General features: G+C 65.8%; 24 protein-coding genes. 15 read left to right on the top strand and 9 right to left on the bottom strand.

Features of this window, described 5'->3' with window-relative positions; genetic code table 11:
* The first annotated feature begins 370 nt into the window (after positions 1-370).
* Positions 371-850 carry a cell division protein SepF gene (gene sepF / locus HUW46_RS49075; protein WP_442860952.1) on the top strand — a complete coding sequence of 160 codons (480 nt, stop codon included), beginning with the start codon at positions 371-373 and terminating at the stop codon, positions 848-850.
* A gap of 51 nt (positions 851-901) precedes the next feature.
* On the top strand, positions 902-1,828 hold the full coding sequence (locus HUW46_RS22945; protein WP_215549226.1) for a DUF4231 domain-containing protein: 927 nt from the start codon (positions 902-904) through the stop codon (positions 1,826-1,828).
* A 267-nt stretch (positions 1,829-2,095) separates the two neighbouring features.
* On the opposite strand, the gene HUW46_RS22940 is transcribed toward HUW46_RS22945, so the two are convergent.
* A complete protein-coding gene (locus tag HUW46_RS22940; protein ID WP_215549225.1) occupies positions 2,096-2,455 on the bottom strand; it encodes a hypothetical protein in 360 nt (119 codons plus the stop codon).
* A gap of 442 nt (positions 2,456-2,897) precedes the next feature.
* On the opposite strand from HUW46_RS22940, the gene HUW46_RS22935 reads away from it, so the two are divergent.
* Positions 2,898-3,059, top strand: a complete 162-nt coding sequence (locus tag HUW46_RS22935; protein WP_215549224.1) for a hypothetical protein — start codon at positions 2,898-2,900, stop codon at positions 3,057-3,059.
* 252 nt (positions 3,060-3,311) lie between these two features.
* Here HUW46_RS22935 and HUW46_RS22930 read toward each other — a convergent pair whose 3' ends face one another.
* Positions 3,312-3,761, bottom strand: a complete 450-nt coding sequence (locus HUW46_RS22930) for a DUF6283 family protein (protein WP_254126468.1) — start codon at positions 3,759-3,761, stop codon at positions 3,312-3,314.
* A 491-nt stretch (positions 3,762-4,252) separates the two neighbouring features.
* Between HUW46_RS22930 and HUW46_RS22925 the strand changes: the two genes are divergently transcribed.
* Positions 4,253-4,654: a hypothetical protein gene (locus tag HUW46_RS22925; RefSeq protein ID WP_215549222.1), complete on the top strand. Its 402-nt coding sequence runs from the start codon at positions 4,253-4,255 to the stop codon at positions 4,652-4,654.
* A 125-nt stretch (positions 4,655-4,779) separates the two neighbouring features.
* On the opposite strand, the gene HUW46_RS22920 is transcribed toward HUW46_RS22925, so the two are convergent.
* Positions 4,780-5,136 carry a hypothetical protein gene (locus HUW46_RS22920; protein ID WP_215549221.1) on the bottom strand — a complete coding sequence of 119 codons (357 nt, stop codon included), beginning with the start codon at positions 5,134-5,136 and terminating at the stop codon, positions 4,780-4,782.
* 6 nt (positions 5,137-5,142) lie between these two features.
* On the bottom strand, positions 5,143-6,036 hold the full coding sequence (locus HUW46_RS22915) for a hypothetical protein (protein ID WP_215549220.1): 894 nt from the start codon (positions 6,034-6,036) through the stop codon (positions 5,143-5,145).
* A 152-nt stretch (positions 6,037-6,188) separates the two neighbouring features.
* On the opposite strand from HUW46_RS22915, the gene HUW46_RS22910 reads away from it, so the two are divergent.
* The 4 genes from HUW46_RS22910 to HUW46_RS22895 all read left to right on the top strand — a co-directional run bounded on the left by HUW46_RS22910 (position 6,189) and on the right by HUW46_RS22895 (position 9,697).
* Complete coding sequence (locus tag HUW46_RS22910) at positions 6,189-6,818, top strand: PQQ-binding-like beta-propeller repeat protein (protein WP_215549219.1); 630 nt, start codon at positions 6,189-6,191, stop codon at positions 6,816-6,818.
* A 433-nt stretch (positions 6,819-7,251) separates the two neighbouring features.
* A complete protein-coding gene (locus HUW46_RS22905) occupies positions 7,252-8,361 on the top strand; it encodes an AI-2E family transporter (protein ID WP_215549218.1) in 1,110 nt (369 codons plus the stop codon).
* A gap of 89 nt (positions 8,362-8,450) precedes the next feature.
* On the top strand, positions 8,451-8,936 hold the full coding sequence (locus tag HUW46_RS22900) for an NUDIX hydrolase (protein WP_215549217.1): 486 nt from the start codon (positions 8,451-8,453) through the stop codon (positions 8,934-8,936).
* 308 nt (positions 8,937-9,244) lie between these two features.
* Positions 9,245-9,697, top strand: coding sequence for a DUF6292 family protein (locus HUW46_RS22895; protein ID WP_254126466.1), 453 nt, complete (start codon positions 9,245-9,247; stop codon positions 9,695-9,697).
* On the opposite strand, the gene HUW46_RS22890 is transcribed toward HUW46_RS22895, so the two are convergent.
* The 4 genes from HUW46_RS22890 to HUW46_RS22875 form a co-directional block, all read right to left on the bottom strand.
* The gene (locus tag HUW46_RS22890; protein ID WP_254126464.1) at positions 9,647-10,915 is read right to left on the bottom strand and encodes a PP2C family protein-serine/threonine phosphatase; all 1,269 of its coding nucleotides are present in this window, start codon (positions 10,913-10,915) and stop codon (positions 9,647-9,649) included. The two genes, HUW46_RS22895 and HUW46_RS22890, sit on opposite strands and share 51 nt — an antisense overlap.
* On the bottom strand, positions 10,912-11,598 hold the full coding sequence (locus HUW46_RS22885) for a SpoIIE family protein phosphatase (RefSeq protein ID WP_215549216.1): 687 nt from the start codon (positions 11,596-11,598) through the stop codon (positions 10,912-10,914). Before HUW46_RS22885 ends, HUW46_RS22890 begins: the two co-directional genes overlap by 4 nt.
* 1,042 nt (positions 11,599-12,640) lie before the next feature.
* Positions 12,641-13,291, bottom strand: coding sequence for a zinc-ribbon domain-containing protein (locus tag HUW46_RS49070; RefSeq protein ID WP_442860989.1), 651 nt, complete (start codon positions 13,289-13,291; stop codon positions 12,641-12,643).
* Between the two features lie 192 nt (positions 13,292-13,483).
* Positions 13,484-14,029: a hypothetical protein gene (locus HUW46_RS22875; protein ID WP_215549214.1), complete on the bottom strand. Its 546-nt coding sequence runs from the start codon at positions 14,027-14,029 to the stop codon at positions 13,484-13,486.
* Between the two features lie 418 nt (positions 14,030-14,447).
* Between HUW46_RS22875 and HUW46_RS22870 the strand changes: the two genes are divergently transcribed.
* From HUW46_RS22870 to HUW46_RS22860, 4 genes are all read left to right on the top strand, one after another.
* Entirely contained in the window at positions 14,448-14,711 is a 264-nt protein-coding gene (locus tag HUW46_RS22870) for a hypothetical protein (protein ID WP_215549213.1), read from the top strand.
* Between the two features lie 2 nt (positions 14,712-14,713).
* Complete coding sequence (locus tag HUW46_RS22865) at positions 14,714-17,206, top strand: DEAD/DEAH box helicase (protein WP_215549212.1); 2,493 nt, start codon at positions 14,714-14,716, stop codon at positions 17,204-17,206.
* Positions 17,207-17,329: 123 nt separating this feature from the next.
* Positions 17,330-17,560 carry a non-homologous end-joining DNA ligase LigD gene (ligD, locus tag HUW46_RS49065; RefSeq protein ID WP_442860988.1) on the top strand — a complete coding sequence of 77 codons (231 nt, stop codon included), beginning with the start codon at positions 17,330-17,332 and terminating at the stop codon, positions 17,558-17,560.
* Positions 17,561-18,273: 713 nt separating this feature from the next.
* Positions 18,274-19,245 (top strand): hypothetical protein, encoded by a 972-nt coding sequence (locus tag HUW46_RS22860; RefSeq protein WP_215549211.1) that lies wholly within the window; start codon positions 18,274-18,276, stop codon positions 19,243-19,245.
* Between the two features lie 32 nt (positions 19,246-19,277).
* On the opposite strand, the gene HUW46_RS22855 is transcribed toward HUW46_RS22860, so the two are convergent.
* Positions 19,278-20,147 carry an SAM-dependent methyltransferase gene (locus tag HUW46_RS22855; RefSeq protein WP_254126462.1) on the bottom strand — a complete coding sequence of 290 codons (870 nt, stop codon included), beginning with the start codon at positions 20,145-20,147 and terminating at the stop codon, positions 19,278-19,280.
* A 688-nt stretch (positions 20,148-20,835) separates the two neighbouring features.
* Between HUW46_RS22855 and HUW46_RS22850 the strand changes: the two genes are divergently transcribed.
* The 3 genes from HUW46_RS22850 (at position 20,836) to HUW46_RS22840 (ending at position 22,827) form a co-directional block, all read left to right on the top strand.
* Complete coding sequence (locus tag HUW46_RS22850) at positions 20,836-21,159, top strand: hypothetical protein (RefSeq protein WP_215549210.1); 324 nt, start codon at positions 20,836-20,838, stop codon at positions 21,157-21,159.
* Positions 21,160-21,710: 551 nt separating this feature from the next.
* Positions 21,711-21,920, top strand: coding sequence for a hypothetical protein (locus HUW46_RS22845; RefSeq protein WP_215549209.1), 210 nt, complete (start codon positions 21,711-21,713; stop codon positions 21,918-21,920).
* 13 nt (positions 21,921-21,933) lie between these two features.
* Positions 21,934-22,827, top strand: coding sequence for a hypothetical protein (locus HUW46_RS22840; RefSeq protein ID WP_215549208.1), 894 nt, complete (start codon positions 21,934-21,936; stop codon positions 22,825-22,827).
* Positions 22,828-23,538: the final 711 nt, after the last annotated feature.

The following is a 23,538-nucleotide window of genomic DNA, read 5'->3' as shown; positions in this document are numbered from 1 at the left end:
CCTGCTGCACGCTACGTGTCTAGATGCCCACGATCGCGTCGAGCAGGATGCGGGCGGCGTCGACCGCTCCGGCTTGCACCAGAAAGTACAGGAGGCGAAGACCGGAGCAGCGCTCGACTGCGTTGATGTCACCCCGGCGTCGAACTGTTCCCACAATGTCGCTATGTCGTTCGTCCTCGGAGGTGTACGGCGACTCGTCGCGCCCCGATACTAGCTGGATATACCCCAAATGGCGGTTTAACCAACGTCTTGCTTGCGGCCAGTGACGAGTTGACCACTTCTAAATATTCACAGATGCCATTCGGCGCAACGGAAGACCATCTCATTGTATTAATCGGGAAGACTGTATTTTGAATCGCGCTCCCCTAAGATGGTCGGCCGTGGAAGGAGTTTCGTGACACTCGGATTCGTCGATGCCTTAGCTTGGCCAACGTTCGCACTGGTAGCACTGCTACTGGCACTTAGGTTCTTGAGCCGTCGTTTCCCTACACTCGAGTCATCGAGCCAGGAGCCTCCACCCAGGGTTCCCGCGCCGCGGGACCAGCAGAAAATTGCTCAATCGCTGGATGACGCAGAGTGGCTTGCCTCAATCGAAGCGGAACCGCCACCAGATCCGGTCGTTCACCTAACCCAAGCAGTCCATGTAGCCCCGTCGACCTTTCGGGAGTCGGCGCAACAAGTGCGCGAGAGCTTCCGGATCGGTCGCGTGGTAATTCTCGATATTGCTGCAACCGAGGAGTCCACCGCGGTCAGGCTCGTAGATTTCTGCGGCGCCATGGTTCTCGCCTCACGCGGGACATTGCATCGACTCTCTAGCACTGTCCTCCTGTTGACACCGCGCATCGCTTGACAAGCAGCCCCGCGCCTCCCGTCGCGGAGACAAACCCAGACCGGAGCCACCGTGCCCACTCGCGAGAACCAGGCGAACGAAGATGACGAAGACGACGCATCCACACTCACGCCGAAAGAGCTCGAAGCAATACGAGCGAAGGCCCTTGCGGCCAACTCGGAACTCCTAAAGATCAACGCCGATATCCGACAGTTCGAGCTACACCTCTCTCAAGCGCGCACCCGTAGGCGACTGTCAGTCGCGTCATACATCTTCGGGCCGTCACTCCTCTTGCTGCTGTACACGATCTTCTGGATTCCCTCCTTAAACAGGGCAACACTTACGGCAATTTATATTCCGGGCTTCATAATCGCCATCGGCTGTTGCATAGCAGCCTTTAGAATGGCCAAGGATCCCGGCGGTGGGCCAAGGTTGAAGTTTAGTGATGGCGCGGTGCGGCGGCAAAGCGAAGGCGAAATCGAATTGGAGATCGCCAAGCAGAAGGACGCCAAGAAACTTAAGATCGCGGACGGCGCCTTCGATCAGAAGACACGGAGGCTAATTTACAAAGAGGAGGCATACACGGAGATCGAAAAGCTGCGAAGTGACAGCAAGCGGTATCGAAATGTTAATAATTTCCTTCAGGGAATTTTGATTATAGGTTCCATTGCAGCAACGGGTGCGTCGGGGGTTGCATCCAGTATAGGACCATTGCGCTGGGTGGTTCTAGGCATGTCTCTCGCCGTAGGAATCGCCAGCGGTTTTATGGGATACTACAAGTACAAGGAACGCAGCTTCTACTTGCAGCAAACCGCCGATGCCATTGAACATGAGTGGGAGGCTTTTGAAGTGGGCGTTGGCAGGTACAAGTACATAAAGAAGGAAAACCTGGCGCTCAAGGAATTTGTCGAGGAAGTTCACCGACTCAAGTCCGAGCAACGTAAACGCGAGCAGAATCTTGAGCAGCCACCCGAGACTCGCAGCGTCGGCGAGCTATAGCTTTGTCATTCTTTCACATTTTTCGCTGTAACTTTTTTCATGAGCCTGATAGGCTCCTCGTCGTCACATCGAAGCCATGTACGTCCGTCCGCGTCGGTGAATTCAATCTCTACGGAAGCGTCCCCCAAGCCTGGTGCGTTCACAAGAGCGCCATTTGCCGTCTTAAGAAAAGGTAACACCCCTACGAAAAACTCTTCCTGAGGTGGTAGCAGTCGAACAAAAATCTCGCCGAAGTTCTCATCCCCGGCAACCGGCCGCCATAGCCATTCACTGGAATCTCCCCAGTCCAATAATTCGCATAATTGAAATTCTAGTTACTGCGCCATGGCTGGCATTTACCAACTTGATGCCCCCGCCGTGACCTTCATGGAATTGATAGAGCGCAAAGATGAGCCGTGCCTGCACCTTCTGGTTGTCGAGCCGTTCTTGGTCAGCCCGACTCCACCCTTGCTGAGCTATCCACAGCGCGACCCCGGCGGCGAACACGGATCCGATCGCGCCCGCCCACTGGCCGCCGGAAGCCCACCAATCTGATGGCTTGTCATAAGCGAGACCGATCGTCACCCACACCAGCACAACTACGGCACCAAGGAAGGCGAGGAGGAGACGCTCGGTCGTGAGTCGCATGCCGCTCTCGTCGACCGCAAGACCTGCACTGTTTCGCCCTATGGGCGACCGTTATACAACTGGAAGGATCTTCGCGAAGGCCACATCACACCGTCATCCTCGATGAGGAGCGAACGGTTGGGTGCCTGACTAGCGGTTTGCCCTCGCGCGGGAGGACTGACAACGCTTCGCCCAGGGCACGCTCGCACACATCCAGCACGGGTTAACAACCAAGATCAACTTGTGGAAGCAACTGCATGGTGTCCGGTTCGTCGTGCGCTCGATCGGGTGAGCCGGGATGCCGAAGCTCACCTCGGGAGCGGTCGCGTCAGGTGTGGGGAAGATGGTTAGCTAAGCGTCCGGCGCGGTGTGATCCGGACCGCGGGCTGGTGTGCGGGGAGGTACGCGAGGCAAGCAACGGCATGTCGGCGAGGTCGGGCTCGCTGGGAAAGGTTGCTGGCTGGTGAGCGATGGCGTCCCGTCGTCAGGTGCGGATCCTGACGACGACGTGCTGCTGCGCGCCTTCGTCGTGTGCGGAACAGACCGGTTAACCGTCGACGTGCTCGCCGCGGCCACCGACACCGCGCTGCGAACCCCTCTGCAGCGCCCGGCCGAGCGCGGGTAGCAAGTCGTCTTCCCCACAAACGCGGGGGTGGTCGCCCGCTTTTCGAACGACTTTAGCAGCGGGAGCAATCGGCCCGAGCGACCTGGAGAGCCGACGGATGGGGAAACAGCGCGGTGATCGACTCGGCGACAAGCCCATAGAATGATCAACTATCAGGAGCAAGACGTTACTTCTGATTAACCGGAGAAACAATCGATGCGGACGCGCAGAGCCGCGTCCGGCCAGAAGCGAAGAGAGCTGCCCCGCCCATGTTTAGGACGGCTCGGTCTCGATGAGATCGCTGCGAACTCGCCGGATCTTCTCGATCGCTCGCAGAGCCTCTGAATCCGGGGTTTCGATGTCGCGGACCCCATGTATCGCCGCGTCGGCGCCACTATCGAACAGGGGGATCGGCGACTGGTAGTTCACCGTGGCCTGTGCCGTTTCCGGAATGATGCGGCCTGAGCGGACCGCCAGTCGCAGAGCGAGGAGTTCGTCACCGTCGTGACAGCCCGCCCAGCCGGCGCAAATGCGCCGATGGGTGTGCTCGCCATCGTTCTGGTGACATTGGAACAAGCCGCCTGGCTGCAATCCTGTTTCGGCATCGTAGAGAGGAAGCTTCGCGTACTCGGTCACATCCCAAACGCCCGACGGGACATCCCGGCGGTACGGACAAGAAGCGCACGGTCTCGGGGCAGGAGGCTCGATCTGTTGATCGTCCATGCTCAGACTCCGAATCACAGGCGCACCGACGGGCTCGGGTCACGCCCAACTGCCCTCCCGACAGGAGCCTATCGTACCGTTGATCACGCTACCCCGGGTGCCGCGCGAGGACAGGAACCGGCTCAAGCCGGCCAAAAAGGGCCATGTTCGGCCGCGTCAACTTCGACCCGCTCCGGCGTCGTATCGTCGACCCATGATGATCAACAACCGGTCGATCATCGCAACAGGGCCAGAACCGATGTTGTCCCCGCTGGCGGCCAAACGGACCTCCCTGCCCACGGCTAAATAGCTTCGGTCAGTTCGAAACGCGTACACCCCTGTGGCAGACGACGCGCGAGGAGCCACCTTTCAGCGCCGAGGAAATAGAAGCGCTGCCGGTCCTCGCAGCAGCCGCGAAGATCGCGGCGTGGCATCCCGCCCCACAAGGCGGGTGGAACCTGGTCAGCGCTCGCTCCCTCGCTCGTACCCTGGAGTCGGTCGTTTCATCGCACTTGGACGACTGGACCGACGCCCCGTCCGCAGTGGTGAACGCACTGCACGAGCCGGTCTACGTGCTGCACTACTTCCAAGCTCTGCAGAGCAATGTCAAGGCGATCACCCCACGCGCGGCACAGGTTCTCCGGGCTGCAGCGCTCGTCCGTCATGAGCGCTGGGAACCGACGGTCCTCGGCGACGGCACCTACGACTACGAGCCCGACTGGTCCAACGTGGACCTTGTCACCGCCGAGCTACCGGCAGAGCTTGCTGCTGATGACCCGCGAGGCGGCAGCCTGACCGCGCGATCGTCACCAACCGGATCCACGGCAGCGGCCCTCACCATGGCGACGCGGCGCCCCTGCCCGAGCGACCCTCGATCCCGGCGGCGGCGTGGATCGCGGGCTGGTTCGCGTTGATCAGCTGGGCACTGTGGACCGCATCGCCAAATCTTGCAGGAGCATCTCGAACTAGTTGGGCGCAGTGCTGGCGAGTGCTGCCACGTACTCCGGATGAGGGCTTCCTGTGTGCTGCCAGAGCCGGATCAGCCGTCAATATATGTTGTATAGTCAACTTCCCGGCCACCCTCGAAAACTCGAACCAACGCTGCAGGGTCCAACGCTCGCGTACTTTGCATGAATGCTGCCAGATGCGTTCCTAGGCTCCAGTAGTAACGCGATGATCCGGCACTGCTAACGAGTGGGAAGCGTACGCGAATCTCCATATTTTGCGGCTTGAATACATGGAACACAATGAAACCGAAATTGCCATCGCCGACCACGTCGGTGACATAAAACTCGTCGCCACGCCGATCAGCCTCTTCACGACTGTGGCCGAACGATATGTCCGCCACTTCCTTGAGGTGCGCAAGGGTGCGAAGCGCTGCCGCCGAGTGGTTCATGACCGCCTATTGTACCGACCTCGCTGCCGTTACCCCAAATGTCGCTTCGCCTCGATTTCCTGGACCGGGTCCGTTAACCCACATGGGGCATACCTGCATCCCTTTGCAAAACGCAGTGAGGACTCCAACCGGGCGACCGTCGGGCGAGTGCTCGTTCGGAATTCCAGGAAGCCCGATGCTGTCCAGCGCCAAAGAGCCGACGACGAAATCGAGGGTCTCGGAGGGATCCTGAGTGTTATAGATATTGAGCGTGTAGTTTGGGTTATCGGGGCCACGCATAGATTTTTCTCCTTGCTCGACGGTGGTCGCGACCACCGTCGAACTCTTCACGCCATGGTCGTGGCTTGCATGGAGCATACCGAAGGCGGGCGCACCCGGTTGCCCGACCCGAATCGGCACGTCCTCTCCGTCGGCATCGATAGCGGTCTTCTCGACTACCCACCGGTTGATGGAACAGTTGCGAACCACAGTCTGCGGACCGTTGGAACTCCATTCTCGATGCGCGCCCAGCGGCGTCTCTTCCTGAACGAAGTGCGCCTGAGAGTACATGGTGTCCCCGTAGTGACATTCGTTCCAGAACCCAACCACATTTACAGAACTCTGATCGGAGGCCGACACGGTGACAGGCGCGCCGACGGGAGTGAAGGCACTGGCCCCCAGAGGCCTTCTGTACAGCGTCAGCGTTGCTTCCAGGTAGCGAGCACGCCCAGGACACGACAATGTGGCTGTTGATTGAGTCAAGTCGACCTGGACGCCGTCTGTGCCCGAGGCGAATCCAGTACAGTCAAATCGAGGTACCACCGAGGCGGCAGATGCGGATTGAAGAGTTCCGATCCAGGCAAGAGCAGCAGCAGAAAGAAGAGAAGCAAGAGAGAGCCTTCTCGATCTGTTTGTCAACATTCCTTCTCCCCAAAGAAAATGTTATGGCTAGCCGGGATGGCGACCAAGACCCGCTCAGTCGACCACCTTCAGCCCGGTGACGCCATAGACCATCGGTGTGACTCGGCTCGGAAGGGGAGCCGACAGTGGTATAGCTGGCCCACGCGGGTGATGTGGCGCTGGATGGGGACGGCACCGTCTACGTCACCGACTACGACGACGGGCGCCTACTGGCTGTGGATCTCTCGGCGGGTTCTGTCCGCACCGTCGCCCGCGTTCCGGGTGCGGACGGTGTCGCGCTGGACGGTCGCGGCAACGCTTATGTCTCCACCTGGGGCCGCGGGCAACTGCTCGAGGTCGAGGTGCGGAGCGGGCAGGTGAGCGCGATCGCGGACGGCCTGGGAAGCGCCGCCGGAGTGGCACTGGACGGGACCGGCAAGGCCTACGTCGGACAGAAGAACAACGTCCTGCACGAAATCACGGTGGCCGACAGCACGAAGCGCGTGGTGGCCACCCTTCCGAGCACGGCGAAGACCACCCGGGTGGTGCTCGACGGCGCTGGAAAGGCCTACGCGACCGATCCCGACAGCCATCACCTGTGCGCCATCGGCCTGGCCGATGGCGCACATCGTGTGGTGGCCACCCGCCGCGACCCACCCGCGGGGGCGGTCACCTTCGACCGGCCCCAAGGACTCGCACTGGACAAGGACTGGATGTACGTCAGCACCAAGAAAGGCCTGCTGTGGCGGATCTCCCAGCGCGCCGCGCAGGCCCTCGGCGGCGTCGGCGGCATCATCGCGTAGCTCCACAAAGGACTTTAAAAGCCGACCGGTGAGGGCGTGGAGCGAACAGGGCCGAAGCGGGGTGGCCAGAGCGGCGACTTTGGCTACCACAGCGTCGGTGATCGTGGTGCGCCTCTGCTTCGGCGCCAGCGCCACGATGCCCGCCCCTTCGGCCCTTGTCGGCCGGGGTCCGCGGCCAGGCTGAAGGCTCTGCGGGGGTTGTCGGAGATCGCAATCGTCAACCAGACCTGAGGTCCACTATGGACTACAGGTGAACCAGTGGAAGATTCGCCTGGTTACCCGGCAGTGTCCAGGCCGAAACCCGGGTAACCGCGCGGAAGTCCGGCACCGCGCGGTTCCAAGGACTCGCGCTGCCCCGTGCCGATCAGGGGTGCACCCTTGAACCACGAACGTACGGCTATCGGGCTAGCGAGAGGGTGAGGACATCCCGTACATGGAAGACAACGATCCCGGAGGCCGCCGTCATCTCCGCAGCGCGCAGGACGTGCTCGCCACCGTGCCGTTCGGGCTGCGGGTCGCGGCGGCGGTCTTCGGTCGCCTGCTGGTCGTCGCCGGTGGGCTGGCTCTCGTCGGTTTCGTCGCGGTTCAGCTCGCTTCGATGCTTGTCCCGGTCGCGGTGGCGCTCCTTCTCGCGGGATTGCTGGCTCCGGCGGTGTCCTGGCTGGTGCGCAAGAGGGTGCCACGCGCGCTGGCCACCGCCGTGGTGATGATCGGCGGGCTCGCCGTGGTCGGCGGCATCGTCACGTTCGTCGTGCTCACCGTGACCTCGGGTATGCCCGAACTCATCGACCAGGTCACGCACAGCGTGAACGATCTGCGCTCCTGGTTGCGCACCGGCCCGCTGCACCTGAACCAGGGCCAGCTCGACGACCTGCTCAACCAGCTGACCTCCACGCTGAGCAGCAACCAGGCCTCCATCGCCTCCGGTGCGGTTTCCACCGCGATCACGGTCGGCGAGTTCCTCACCGAGTTCCTGCTCATGGTGTTCTGCCTGATCTTCTTCCTCGCCCAGGGACCGCAGATCTGGGCATTCCTGATCCGCGCGGTGCCCGGCCACATCCGCCACCGCGTCGACGACGCCGGGAGAATCGGGTTCTCCACCCTCGCCAGCTACATTCGCGGCACCGCCGCGGTGGCGATCATCGATGCCGTCGGCATCGGTGTCGGGTTGCTCATCATCGGCGTCCCCCTGGCCGCCCCGCTGAGCACGATCGTCTTCCTCGGCGCGTTCATCCCCGTGATCGGCTCGGTGGTCGCCGGCGCCGCCGCCGTGCTCGTCGCACTGGTCACCAACGGTCTCGTCCCCGCGATCATCGCGCTCGCCGTCGTCATCGGCGTCACCCAGCTGGAAAGCCATCTCCTGCAACCGGTTCTCCTCGGCCGTGCGATCAAGCTGCACCCCCTCGCCGTCGTACTCGCACTCTCGACCGGACTCGTCGCGGCCGGCGTCGCGGGCGCCCTGCTCGCCGTCCCCCTGCTCGCGGTCTTCAGCGCAGCTCTACGCAGCCTGTCCGCGACAAAACCACCACCCGCGCAGCCCTAGAGCAGGCCGCGCTGGCGGTCCGTGAGGCACCAGAACCGGCACGATCGCGGCTGTCGCGGTTCTGCCGGTGGTGAGATGGGATGGGCGTCATGGCTGTACTTCCGATCCGTGATCGCATGGGCAACACGTTGGTGGACGTTCGACTGGTCGCCGACGACGACCTCGTGGGCGTGGTCGAACCAACGGCCGTGCCGGCGTCGGTGGTGGTTGTCGTGCACCACGACGTCGTTCTGATGATGTTCGACCGGTCCCGGAAGCAGTGGGAACTGCCGGGAGGAATGCGGGAACAGGGCGAAACCGCGCGTCAGGCGGCGACCCGTGAGCTGCTTGAGGAAACCGGTATCGGTGGCGTCGGACTAATCTTCGCCGCGGTGGCCGAGTTCGACCTCACCAAGCCACCGCGGCGGGAGTTACTCGCGGTCTACCGGGCTCAGCTTCAATCGGTGCCGCGGCTCGTGGTGAACGACGAAGCAGATGATTTCCGTTGGTGGCACCCAGCTGACGCGGTGAGCGACGACATGAGCCCGCTGGACTCGGAGATCGCGCGTCGCGTATTTCACTCCACAACGACCTGAACATACTCCTGCGCGGAGGACAGGCGCGGCCGCTGGTCCGCCGCTGTCAGCCATGGCCGATCGGTGTTCGCGACATGAGCGGGGGGTGGCTGGTTGCTGGGTTCACCCCCCACGCCTCCGAAGGTCGGGGTACCGATTATTCGCCACCTCGTGGTTGGGTTGGTCCGAACGGGGGCAATCTTCGGGACCGCTGTTTCGGTTGAGCGGTCGTGGGGAAGTATCGGTGCGGTCCGCCGGGCGGGGATCTTCCGCACCCCGGCTGTTCCGCCCCGGTTGTTGGTTCCCCGTCGAAGAAAGTGTTGGCAGCAGTGACGACTTCGATCGATCTCCCCTCCTCGGCTGACTTGCGCACGGCACGAGCGTTGCGCGGGTATGTCGCCGCCGTGGCCCGTGCGGTCGGTGTCGGATTCGAATCGTGCACGGTCGATCTCGATGTGCCGGTTTCGGCGTATGTCGCCCTCGACGGGCGGCATCCCGGGTTCCCCGACCGTGATCTCGCGCTGCTGTGGGACGAGCGGCACGGCTGGTCCGCGGCGATCGAAACCCATTCCGGGGAAGACCTCATCGTGCTCACCTATCTCGGTGGATCCACGGTGGTGCCGTGCCCGGACGCGGTCGCCGAGTTCGCCGCCGCGGTGACGGCGGGTGGGAGCGAGTGCGGGCAGCCCGAGCCACCGACCCCGTCAGGGGGCCGCGCAAGCCTTGTCGACTCACTCATGGTGTATCTCGGCACCGCTTCTTGCGCCGGAACACACGTCTGAGAAGCGTTCGGTGGTCAGGTTCGGGGTTGGTAGCGCGCGGCGGAGCAGGAGGGTGTCGTCGGGGTGCAGGACGACATCGTGCATCTGGTCGAGCAGAACGGTCGGCAACTGCCGGGTTTCGGTGCCGCGGACTCGGCCGGCGAGGTCGAGGAGGCGGCGTTCTCCGGCGAGGAGGTCTTTGCGGCTTTCGGTGAGGCCGTCGGTGTAGAGCAGCAGCAGATCGCCGGGGCGCAGCTGATCGCGGTGCAGTCGCACGCTTCCCGGATTCGGGAACCCGATACCCCGACCGGGTATCTCGAGATAATGGGCCGGGGCGAGCAGGGCTGGTGGATGGCCGCCGTTGGCCAGGAGCAGGGTTCCGGTCCGCGGATCGAGGCGGGCCAGGAGCACGGTGGCCATGTCCGCGGGCCGGGTGAGCGCGACGGTGGCCGCGGTACGGGCGACGAGATCGCCGATCGGGTGGCCTTCCAGGGCCAGGGTGCGCACGGTGTGCGTCACGTTCAGGGTGGTGCGCGTCGAGGTGATGCCGTGCCCGACGGCGTCGACGATGGTGATGTGCAGGGTGCTGTCGGGCAGGACGAACCAGTCGTAGAGATCGCCGCCGACGGGGGCGTCGATTTCCGCGGGCTTGGACCGGGCGCCGAGTTCGATATCGGGCACCGACGGCGGAGGCGGGCGTAGCGCGTCTTCGAGTTCGTGGAAGATCGTGGTGTGGGCGGCGCGGAGCTGCTCCTTCTGGTGTTCCAGCTGGGCGTACATCGCCAGCACGCCGCGGTTGGTCTCGGCCAGTTTGTTCTTCAGATCCCGCAGCTGCCCGCGCGCCAGATCGGCTTCGGCGACGACGGCGGCCACTTCCTCGTCGGCGTCCCCACCTCGCGACGCGATCGTGGGACCGAGCGGGATGGGTACGTGCCAGACCACGGAGTTCGCGGTGCCGGGATCGGGTGCCAGCGGCAGGGTGGGCGGAGTCGCCCACGACCACAGCGAACACGCGCGCAAGGTCACCGTCACGGTGGTCGTCAGGCTCTGCTGCGTGTCGCGGGCGCGGCGGTGCGCGTCGAGGCGCACCGGGGTTCCGGCGGCGAGTGCGGGTTCGGCGACGGTGGTGACGGCGAGGACCAGGCGTGCTCGCTGGGCGGTGGTCAGCCCGTGTTCGTCGCTGAGACGACGGACGAGGTCGCGCAGCTGGGGCATCGACGCCACGCGGGGAGCGGTCATGCGGTGCCGCCGGTGGTGAGCACGAGGACGGTGGCGTCGTCACGCGGTTGCCGGTGGCGCTGGATGAGGCGGGCGGCCAGCAGTGTCGGGCTCAGCGAGGGCACGATTTCGGTGGCGGGCAACGGTTGTCCGTGGACCCCGTCGGTGTGCACGACGATGGTGGCGGGACCGGTCAGCGGGCGTCGTTGGACGGCGGGAACCAGCGCGCCGCCGCGGCCGACGATGCCGGGGCGGCTGAGCAGGTGGTGGTCGCCAGTGCCGTCGTGGACGAGCGCGTGGACGTTGCCGACACCGCAGAACTCCACAGTGGACGGACTGATCCGCAGCAGTGCCACCGCGGCACCGCGGGTTCCGGTGATTCCCTGGTGTATCGACCGCATCGCGTCCACCAGCGGCAGACCGAGACTGGTGTGGAAAGAGCCGGTGGCCGCCCGCGCGGCGATCGCGGCGTCGTGGCCGTGCCCGAGGCCGTCGACCACGAGCACGTCACGGCGTCCGATGCCGGCGGCGACGGCGAGCGCGTCGCCGCTGACCTGTTCACCGGCCGCGGGCAGGCAGAAGTACCCTTCCGCCGCCGTGTCGGCGTCCCCGGTGCGGCTGCGGGTGGGGGTGGGGGCGGTGAGGTCGGCGGCGGCGAGGGTGCCGCGGCCGGGTTCGGTGTGGATGTGGAACCGGGTCGCCATGCGGTGGATCGCGCCGAGTCCCGCGCCGAGGGTGCCGGTGGTGGTGTGCCGTCGGTGAGGCAGCGGGCCACGTCGAGCATGCCGGGCCCCTCGTCACTGGACGCGATCGTGATCCCGGCGCCGGTGAGCATGGGCTGGACGTAGAGATCGCCACCCCCGGCGTGCTTGTCGAGATTGCTCGCCAGCTCGGAGGCGATCACCGCGGCGATGTCCGGCTGCGCGGACGGCGTTTTGCCTGTTAGCCGCCGTTACCTCGGCCGCCGTTGGAAGCAACAGTGACGAGGAATGACCTGAGGAGTCGCGTCGCCTCGGACCGCCACTGGGATGCTGCGGAACGGGCGTGTGACCTGTCCCTTCCCCGGAAGGGTTTCACCAGAGGGTGGTGGGGGTAGCAATACGGTGGCCGTTGGTCTTTCGGGGGCCAGGGTTACGGCCGTGGGTCCTTGAGGTAGCGGGTAGCAGGCCGGTACCTCAAGGACCCACCCATGCGCCGATTCCACGGAAGCCACCTTTCTTCGTCGTGGCAACGTTTATCACCGCGGCGATGCGGGTAGTCAGTGTGTGTTGGGCGAATCCGTTTCCGTCGCCGGGAGTGGCTTACCCAATAGCCTTCCGGGTAGCCCGGACCTTGCTGCCCGGAAGGGTACCCCGGCGGGGCACAGCGTTTTGGTAGACGACAGCGGGGTAGTTCGCCGCCGGAAGCGAATAAGTGTGAAGGGGCCGTCCGACGGTGGACGTAGCCTGTTCGTACCACCGGACTCCTGAGCGGCAGTGCCGACCCGCATCGACACCCCAGTAGCCGCCCCGAGCTTTCCACAGCCGGCGCTGTGACGTGCAACCGTTGCGCGCCAACGAACTGTTTCCCCTGGGGTGGCCCTGGGTACCGCTGATGCGCGAGACGGGGCTTCAAGAAGCCGGGGCTCGGTCCCGCGGCCTCCCGGGTGCCCCGGTCGCTCGGCGGATCCGGCCGCCCGGGAGGTCCCCCAAAATCCCGGGTTTGGAACACGAATGCGAGTGGTAGTTGACCTAGCAGCGGGTGAGCCTAGGTTTCGTGTTCCCCACCCTCGCGGGGCCCAGGTTCGCACGCTCGCCCCTCACCACGGCTCCCGGGCGGGTATCTCCCTCGACGCCCCGCCCGCCCGGGAGCCTTCCTACCGCCGAGACTCACAACCTCCCCAATCCCATGTGCGCCGAGCGCGCTGACCAGAGGACGCGACAGAGCGCCAGCGGGCGGACGAGTGACTTGCGCTACGCTACGGAGTCGCGAGAACCGGCTGCGCCGACATCTGGCAAGGAACACCGACAGAGTTCGCGGGCCTCGTCGGCGGACAGGCCGAACATGCGCAGCACTCGACGGCCAGCGCTGGCGGCAGCCGGGCGGGAACGATGGGTCCCGCAGGCGCTGGCTGGCCTCGACATCCGCGACGTAGTCGGTGCGGGCCCCCTCGCGAGGGGCCCCAGCGGAGGCTTTCGCCAGACGAGCCTCGCCACACCCGCAGATCTTCAGGACGTGGTAACCGAGGCAATCCCCGCACGCGTCGACGCGTCCACCCTTCCACTTCCGCGGCGCGGTGCGATCGCGCACTGCTTCGATCCACTCGTGCCCAGCCGGACACAGCCACCACACCTCCACATCGCTGTCGACGGAGATGGTCTGCGGTGTCCAGCTCGTGTTCTTGCCCGGGTGCCACATCGCGGCAACCCGCGCGCACCGCGTGGCCAACGACCGCTCAGGGCTCACCGCGGTCACGGCCGGGTAGCCAAGCCGGTGATAGGCGCCTGCGCAGCGGCGTTCGCCAACCAGGACATCGTCAGCCGCGGTTCTCCTTCCCTGCCCCGGTGGTGCGGCACTCACACCCGAGACCGCGTCGGCGTGATCGTGCGGTCAGCCGATACCGAGGACGGCCTTGGCCGTGGTCCAGTCGGTCAACATGGCGTGCTGGGCGGCGGCGAGTTGAGCCTTGCCCGCACAGACCGCTTTCTTCACCGCGTTCTCCACCGAATCCTTGGAGTAGGAGTTCTGATCGCCGTCATGGGGTTCCGGCCAGAGGTTCCGCGGATCGCGCGGCGCGCCACCCAATTCGAGCGGCAAGAAATGATCTTCCTCGTAATTCGACATATCCGTGTCAGAATACCCGTAATCCGCGATCCCCTGTTTTTTGAGCTGGTTAGTGTAGGACGTCGGCGGCCTGATCGTCTTCGTCCACCCCGGCGTGCAGATCGTCGAGCCGATGCTGTTCTGGGTGACGTCCGGGTTGGTCGCTCCCGGTGTGCACGCGGGATCCGGCAGGGGCAGCTTCGCCTGGGAGCACCGTGCCGCGGCCGTGCGCGGTGCGGTGGTTGTGGTGCTGGCGTGGGCGGCAGGAACCACCAGGCACAGCGAGCCAGCCAGGGCCGCGGCGGACACGGTGATACGCGCGAATCGAGCCATCACAAGGTCTCCCTTCCCAGAATCCAGTGCTGACATCGTGCGCTGGTCCCCGCGGCGAGCACCACCCGCTCGAGCAGAAAGCCGTGCAGAATTTACCTATCGCTCAACTAGCGAGGTACCAAACCACGCATTCAGGCTGCAAACGTTCAGTCTGGCCGGACTGGTGTACAGCCACTCCCGCACAGATGACCACGCCGAACCGTCTTCACGCATTACCGCACGCCTCGCGTTCACCGGGAAATAGGGTGGTCGCCGACGGGATCCGCAAAACGTCGGCCCGGCGATGTGAAGGTTCGGCGCGGGCGTGGCTCAGTACTGGATCAGTACGTTTTCAAAAACCCGGGTCCGACGTCGCCGATCACGAGAAACTCGCCGGGAGCGTTCTCGGTGGAAATCGCTCGTATGCGCTCTTCCCACCGTGCTGGCCAACGCGTCGCAGCGGTCCACCGCACACCGGTGGGGGGAGCCGGTTGAGGTCCACCTCGCGCAGGTCCGCGGCGGCCATGTCGGTGACCGCGATGTTGAGTTCCTGGATGGCAGCGACGATGTCGATTGTTCAAGTCGGGCTTCCCGCCGAAGTACGCCCAAATGGGTGCTGATGGCGCTCGACCGAAACGCTCGCCAGGACGATGGCGACCAGGACAACACGGACACCGACATGCACGATCGCGCAGGGGGCTGATGATGGCGGGACTCGACTTCGGCAAGTTGACAAAGCGATCGGTCGTGGATTCCGCCACGGAACCGAGGCGCATCTTCGCCGCACTGCCGGCTCGCGACCCGAAGTACGCCCGACCGTGGGACGTGCAGACGCAGGTGTGGGACCGCTGGCACGAGCGGCGTACCAAGTCGGACCTGCTGGTCAAGATGAACACCGGCGGCGGCAAGACCGTGGTCGGGCTGATGATGCTCAAGAGCTGCCTTAACGAGGGGGCCGGTCCGGCCGTCTGCATCACCCCCGATATTTACCTCGCCGACCAGGTCGGGGACGAAGCCAGGGCCCTGGGCATCGAGACGACCGACGATCCCCGCTCAGGTCGGTTCCAAGCCGGGAAGGCCATTCTCGTCACCTACGTGCACAAAGTGATCAACGGCTTGTCCGTGTTCGGCGTTGTGGGCGACACCCGGCAGCACATCGAGATGGGCTCAGTGCTGGTTGACGACACGCACGCCTGCCTGGCGACCTTGGAAGACCAGTTCACGCTGACCATTCCCCGCGGCCACGCGGCCTACAACGCGCTGGCCAACCTGTTCGATGATGCACTGCGGGATCAGTCGCCCTCGGCACTTCGAGACCTGGCCGAAAACGTCCCCGGTGTCGCGCTCCGTATCCCGTACTGGGCCTGGGCTGACCGCCACGAGCAGGTTCTCAACGCCCTGCATCCACATCGCGCGAGCGACGAGTTCAAGTTCGTGTGGCCTCTCGTCCACGAGGTTCTGCAGCTGTGTGACGTGGCGATCAGCTATGGAGAGATCGAGATCAAGCCTCCGTGCCCGCCGATCGATCGAATCCCGAGCCTGGCCGCCGCCCAGCGCCGGATCTACCTGACCGCGACCCTGGCCGACGACAGCGTCCTGGTGACGCACTTCGACGCCGCGCCGGCCACGATCGCCACGCCGATCACCCCGCAGACCGCGGACGATCTCGGCGACCGCATGATCCTGACCCCGCTGGAAACTCACCCCGGTACGACCGACGAGGAAGTACGCGGCTTCCTGGTCGATCAGGCCGAGCAGCACAACGTCGTGGTCATCGTGCCGTCCCGTCGCCGAGCCGCGTTCTGGCGCGACGTCGCCGACGCCGAGCACGACAGCAAGACCATCCACGATGGCGTCCGCGCGCTGCGGGACGGACACGTCGGCCTCGTGGTGTTGATCAACAAGTATGACGGCATCGACCTTCCCGGCGACGCCTGCCGCATCCTTGCCCTCGATGGGCTTCCCGAGGCATACAGCGCCTTGGACCGCATCGAAGCCCTCGCGCTGGACGAGAGCGACGCGATGATCACCCGGCAGATCCAGAGGATCGAACAAGGTATGGGCCGCGGCGTGCGGTCCAACGACGACCACTGCGTGGTGCTGCTGCTCAGCTCGAAACTCACCCAACGCCTGCACAAAGCCGGCGGCGCAGCCAAGTTCAGCCCGGCCACTCGAGCCCAGCTGACCCTGTCCGGACAGGTCGCCGACATGCTCCACGGGATGCCGTTCAGCGAACTCGGCAGCGTGATCGACCAGTGCCTGGACCGAGATCCGGAGTGGGTCACGGCCAGCCGCGACGTCCTCGACGGCGTTACCTACCCGGCTACCAGCACCATCTCGGCCATTGCCGTGGCCGAACGGGAGGCGTTCCGCTTGGCCGAGCTCGGCCGCTACCGGGACGCTCACGCGAAGATGCGCGAGGCGATCACCGCTGCCCGCGGTGATCGGCGGCATGAGGGCTGGCTCAAGCAGCGGGCCGCCGGCTATCTGCACTTGGTGGACCCGGCTGCCGCTCTCCAGATGCAGAAGTCCGCGCAGACCGACAACAAGGCGGTGTTGCGTCCGCGCGACGGCGTCGAGTACCACCGCTTGAGCGGCATCGCCGATCAGGCTCGGCAGGCCGCGGAGTACCTGACCGCGCGCTACGACAACGGGAACGACCTGATCGTCGGCGTCGCAGCAGTCCTTGACGACCTCACGCCGGACCCGGCCAGCGTGCCGAACTTCGAGCAGGCCATGCACGATCTGGGCCTGCACCTCGGGTTTGGCGCACAACGACCTGAGCGCGACACCGGAGAAGGGCCGGACGTGTTGTGGTCCCTGGGCGAGCTGACATATCTGGTCATCGAGTGCAAGAGCGGCAGCACGACGGACGCGATCTGGCGCCACGATGCCGAGCAGTTGTCGCACTCGATGGACTGGTTCGACGAGAAGTACGACCACACCTCCAGCGCGACCCCGCTCCTCATCCACAACACCAACGTGCTGCACAAGCAAGCCTCCGCCCGGCCCGGGGCCCGAGTGATCACCTTCGCCAAGCTCGCGAAGCTCCGCGAAGCCGTCAGCAAGTACGCCGCAGCACTGGCAGCCGACAACGCCTACCAGGACACCGACAAGGTCAGTGCCCAGCTGGCGACCTGGGGTCTCAACGGCAAATCCTTCGTCCAGAAATGGGGCGTGGCGCCGCGCAAGCCCTGACCGTTCAGGAACCGTGGCGCCAGCACCATGCCGTCACTGAAAAGAAGAACCAGTGGGGGCAACTCCATCCGCCCTGGGACGCGCTGATCGACGAAGGTGTCGCCGTAGCATCACGCGCTAACCATCCAGACAGGCGCGGCAAAACGTCGCGCCCACCGTCCTGGGACCGCTCTCGTCGACACCACTCGGAACCGCTCAAGGGCGACATCCGTGGCGGCTTACTCCGTGCGCGGCCACACGGTCCCTCACGTGGCGACCGGCAACGCGGTGCTCGACGCGTCCCAGCCGGGACAGACGGCGAGGGATATCGAGATATCGGAATTCGACGAGATTGTGGATTCGCCTGGTAGGTAAAAATGGGTGAGGCTGGCGACGTCGGCTCCGACCCCTCGGCCGCCATTGCCCCACCCCGCTCGGCGAGGCACCGTAACCCTGATCGGGCTCCCCGAGCGTTCTTGCCGTGATCTGAACGGACGGACACATGGCCCGTCCGGTTCTGCGAAGAGTTTCGTCGTCCGGACGCCAGGACTCAATATTCTCGGACAGGTTCGGACACCTCCCGGACAGCGTGCGAAGTAGCCCCGTGCCTGCGCCTGGGCCGCGTGAGCTGTGAAGCAACAAGATCGGCGAACTACGAAAATATCGAATATTCGATATGAAGCAGGTCACAGTTCCATGCACACTAATGAGTGAACGACTCCACTCGAACGGCCCAGTTGCCCCCGCGTGGCGATGATCTTCGGACGCGTCCGGACAGAATCGAATTGCAGCGGATGACTTGCGCAAACCACTAAAGGCACGCTTGGATTCGTTACGCAACCGAGCCTCTTCGGCCGCACACCACCGGCGTTCACTCCGACCGCCGCGCGGTCCGAGGAGGTGAGGGTAACCCTGAAGCTCGATCTGCTGGGAGAATTCCGTGATCTGGACCGTGTATCAATTCACCGCGCCCGCTGGCGGTGACCATCCCCCTTCGCCGGCGCCGCTGGTCTCCCGCCGTCGGCGGACGCCCGCGGGCGTCCGCCGGTGAGGCGCGGGGAGGTGGCACCGCCCGGGAGAGCCGTGACGTGAAGACCCGTGATTTGGGCGCGCTGGTCGCCGAGGTGCACACCCGCATCTCGCACTACCAGCCGGCGAAGCAGCTGTGGCGGTGTCAGCAAGCGTGCCCGGAATTGTCAGACTCCGTGCTGCTGTCGACGTGGGATCCGGCGTCGCCGACGCTCAAGCCGTGGGAGATCTACGAGTCGGTGCTGCAGGCGGTGGAAGCGCCCGAGCGCGATATCCGGGCGATCCGGCAGACCTACCGCCGCGCGGAGGTGCTGCAGCGCGCGGGCGCGTCCCGGCACCGTTCTGGATCGGGCTGGTGGCCGCGGGCGGGCGCGGCGGGCGCCGGGCCGGGCCGAGTCGAGCGGCTGGTCGCCACGCTGGAGAAGGCCGACCATCGCGAGTTGCCGCCGGAGCTGAACTGGATCGCCGACGAGGCCGGGTTCATGGAGCAGTTGCGGACGCTGCGCCTGCGGTCCGGGCTGTCCTACCGGCAAATCGAGCAGCAGAGCATCGCGATCGATCGTGATCACGGCATCCGCCGCAGCACGCTGAGTGATGTGCTCGGCCGGGACACGATCCCGAGTTCGGAGCCGCAGCTGCGGACGTTGCTGGCGGTGCTGACCGCGAGCGGCCCCCCCGATCCCCATGGGATCGCCGCGGGCAGGGCACTGGCGAGCGACTACATCGCGGTGTGGCGGCGTTTGCGGGCCACGCGCAATATCCGTGCCCAGGGCGCGGTGCCGGTCTCCGCGGCCCCGAGCGTCCCCGATGGCGGGTCGCCGCGGGCCGCGCTGGCGGGCCTGTCCCGCGAAGAGGTCGAGCTGCTGGCGGTGACCAACGGCGGGATGCCGGTGGACGCGATCGCGGCCAGTTGGCTGATGCCGCCGGAGCAGGTCTTCGAGATGCTCTCCCGCGCCCGCAAGCGCATGCAGAACACGGTGGCCGCGTTCGAGCCCGCCCCGACCCATCCCCTGACCTACGCGTGGCGATGAGTATCTGGAAGGGCGCCGGCGGCCGCGGCCGGTCAGGACTTGGCCGCCACGCCGCACCACATGAACGGACGGGCGCGTTCCTGCTCCGCGTCGAGCACGACACCGAGCCGGGGGCGCCAGTCGGGCGGGTGTACGACGCCGGGTTCGAGCAGGTCCCATCCCGGTGCGTCGAGCAGGGACGAGACGGCGGCGTGATCGCGAAGCCACATCGGGTTGCTGGTGCGCTGGTAGGAGGCGACCACCTCGGCGATCTGGGCGGCGCCCTCGGGCGGGGCGGCGTCGTTGCTGGCGTGGGAGATCGCCAGCCAGCTGCCCGGCGCGACCCGTCTGCGGTAGGTGTCGAGGATCCGGTGCGGCAGGTCGCCGTCGCCGACGAAGTGCAGCACCGCGATCATCAGCACGCAGATCGGCTTGCTGCGGTCCAGCCGCTGGGTCTCCCGGTGTTCCCAGATGGCGTCGGGGTCGCGCAGGTCGGCCTGGACGAAGGCGGCCCAGTGCGCGACGTCGTCGTCGAGCAGGAGCTGGCGGGCGTGTGCGGCGGCGACCGGTTCGTAGTCGACGTAGACCACGCGGGCGTCGTCGACGCGGTCGAGTTCGCCGGACTCGGCGATGACCTCGTGGATGTTGCCGACGGTGGGCACCCCGGTTCCCAGGTCGAGGAACTGGGTGATGCCGGCGTCCAGCGCGGCGTTGACCACCCGGCGCAGGAAGTCCCGGTTGTGCCGGGCGCAGGCCTTCACCTCCGGCCAGGTCTCCACGGCGCGCTCGCCGAAGACCCGGTCGACGGCCCAGTTGCTGGTTCCGCCGAGGTACCAGTCGTACATGCGAGCGGAGTTGGGCTTGGTCAGATCGACGTCGGTATCGCTGAGCTGCGGCGGCGCGTGGTCGGCGGGTTCGGGCACCTGTGCTCCCCCTCGACGGGTCCCTGGGCGGGGACGGTTCCGTGGACGACCGTAGCGCCGGGCGCGGATCGGCCACTCCGCTCAACGGGGTGTAGTTCGCCGCCGCGATGCCGGGCACCGCCCGCGGATACCTCCAGGTCACAGACCGTCGGTCAACGGTCCGTCCCACGCGATAAACGGTCGGTAGTGGCACGCTCGCCGCATACACCCGATTTTGCAGGTCAGCGCTTCACCCAGCGGAAGTAAGATACTACCGACAGTGCGAACACGGGACCAGCATCAGCTATTGCGCGATTAATCGGAAAACTAAGATGATCTTGAGAGGCGACATGAAATTGCCCTGATGCTGGGTGTCGACCGTCGCATCGCGATTGGCGAACGGGTGGTTAATCAGATGGTTTCCGCAGTAAGCGGCATACGAAGATGATCAAGAAATACCGTCGGCCCTCAGGGCGGCCGTGATCGGCCGAGCCGATCCCCGATGACCGCACAACGACGATATGAATTCTGGGCTCGATTAAGGACGGATCGTGCTGGCACGATCGATATGGGTCAGCAATCTGGAGGAGAGGTCGGTATCGTCGATGCGCCCGCCGCGACGGCGGCACGAAAAAAGCGCGACCCCTTGGTGCAACAAGGAGCCGCGCGAAGGTCCAATCCCGCCATGCGAACAGCTAAGGACAGAACGATGCGAATGCTACAGCGCCACGGGGAGTTCCCGCTGCGGCGCACGTCACCCGAAGGGACTAGCGGGCAGGGGGAAGTGTCCCTTCGGACCCTGCTCGATACCGCGCCGCGGTCCTGCACGCCCGGAGGAGCCCCATCACCGCTATGGCGGCTGCGGCCGGCGCTGCTGCTCGCCGTGCTGGCCGTCGGCGCGGCCAGCACGCTCGGCCTGGCCCGCCGCGGCATGGCCACGCTGGGCCTGCCGCTGGCTGGGGCGCTGGTGAGCGCGATGGCGTGGGTCACCGCGACCTCGACGCGGCGTCTCAGGGTGCCGGCCCGCACCTGATTCGGGACCCGGCCCACGCACCGAACCCCGCGGGCGAGGACCACGACGGATGTTCGCGGTGTGGCCGCTGGTGCCACCCAGGCCACACCGCGATCCCCGATTGATGTCCGCCCCGACGGGACATCCTCACTCGACCACCACGCGGCTCGGAAACGGCGTGGCGACACGCTGATCATCCGCGTCCCGCGCGAGGTGTCAACCACCTCGACATCCCGCGCGGGACGCGCGAGCAGTACGTGCCGCCGTGCCGTTCCGAACAGCGGACGGTGACCAGAGCTGGGGTTTGCCGCGCCGCGCACCCGTGACGGTAAGGCCGTGACGAGTCGTGAAACCTGTGGCAGGGGCCATAAAACCAGGCCTGGGATGGGATGCGGGATCCGCCCGGATCACCCTCGTGGCCCGCCACACTGATCGCAGAAAGTCACCACGTGCCCGGGGCAAGTCGTACCGCCACCCACGACACGCCCCGGCCACACCGCCCCCGCGAGACACCGCTCCCGACGACACATGTGAGACCTCCAGTGAAGATCACCTTGATTCCTCCTTCCCCGATGCCCAGCTGCACGCCCGGCCCCTGGCCGCGGCTCGCCGTGCTGCTCACGGTCATGCTGGCACTGCTACTGCTGGTGTGGTCGGGCTACACCGCCGACGCCGCGCTGGCCACGATCGCGAAGGCCTGCGCGGTCGCGACCGCCACCGCCGCCGCGATCACCACCGGCCGGATCCGACGCCTCACCCCGACCCCCGGCGCCCAGCGGTAGCAGGAGAACCACGATGCACCAGACACGCCCGCCGCACCCCAAGACCGCCGAAGCGGCGCTGCGCGCCGAACTGAAGCGACTGTGGGAGCTCGATAACAAGCCCAGCCCGGAACGCCTGGCCCTCCGCACCGGGAAGTACTCCGCCGAGGTGTTCACCACGTTCCTCTCGGGCACCGGCCCGCTGACCCACCCCCAGATCGAGGCCATGGCCCGCGCCGTCGCCCCGCGCGACGCGCGGGCAGAATTCATCCGCCGCTGGCGCGAGATCGACCAAGCCCGCCAAACCGAACGCCACCGCCAGCGCACGGGTCACCCCACCGGCACCGCGAACACCGCGCTGACGCCGGTGGGCATGGCCCTGTCCGCCATCACCCCCGCGGGATTCGCGGTCGCGCTCGCCTGGCTGCGCACCGCGACCGGCCTGACCTACGACCAAATCGACGACCGCACCGGCGACGAGGTCTCCCGCAGCCGCGTGCACCGGTTCATCCAGAACGGGGAATGCGCCGACGAGGAGTTCGTCGACGCCGTGCTGCGCGTCCTCGTCCCGTCCGACACCGAGCGCGCCCCGTGGATGTTCTCCTGGCGCCGGGTCACTTCCAGCACCCAGCCCACCGCCACGCCCACCGCGGCCCGCGCCGACACGAACCGCATGACCGTGCACCTGACCCACGAAACGGCGCAAACCGTCGAACGCGTCGCCGTGTGCGCACTGGCAACCGTGCTCGCGGGCGTCTCCCTCAGCAGCACCATCCTCGCCCGCAACCGCATCGACGGCTACGCCCGCTGGCTGACCACCACCACCGGTCTCACCGCCAACCTCACCCTCCTGATCATCACCGCCGTGCGCGCCTACCTGCGCCTGCGCGCCGCCCCCGAAGACACTCCCGAAGACACCGCGGCGTAGCACGGTCCGCCGATCCATTCCTCGCCGGCGAGCGAGGAATCGGCGGCCAGTCCCTTGATCCGGCAGGCGATCTCGATCCACTCCTGCGCATGCCACCGGAGCGCGCCCGAGGTCGCGGCGAGCAGGTCCTGGCGGTCGGTGCGGGAGAGACCTGCCCAGGTTTCTTCGCCTTGCTGGAGCCCAGCGATCAGGTCCGCGGGCGGGCATCGCGCTTTCGGGCCGTCGAGGATTTCGGCGGCCTGGCGAGCTTGCGATCCCCTCTGTCACTTCGCCGTCGCTTTCGTGGACAGCCCCGAACTCGTCAACGACAGACTTCGCTGTAGCCGACGACGGTGGCAGGCAGCGTTCACTCAGCTACCTCGTGGAGTATGCTCGGCGTCGGCCACGTGGCGATGGCCCCTCTCCGAAGTGCATCCTGCTGCCCACATCAGCACCGCACGCTCGAGGACAAGCGGCTGGGTTGAACCCGGCAGCACGTCACGACCGAGACGATGTAGTCCCTGACGAGCAGGGGGAATGTGGGGCCGCCCTGCGTGGGAGACAACATCATGAATTCCCGGTCGAGGAAACGTCGCATCCGCGCCGCGGCCAACCGCTCTGGCGAGTCCTACACCACGACACTGCGCAAGCGCACCGCCCGCGCAGAACCCGCCAGCAGCACCGAAGCCACACCCATTTCCTGGGTTGCTCCCGGGCTCCTCCTTGGCGTTC

Source organism: Amycolatopsis sp. CA-230715 (assembly GCF_018736145.1).
GTDB lineage: Bacteria > Actinomycetota > Actinomycetes > Mycobacteriales > Pseudonocardiaceae > Amycolatopsis.
The sequence above is the reverse complement of the archived record's forward strand: the minus strand, read 5'-3'. Positions and strand labels throughout refer to the sequence as shown.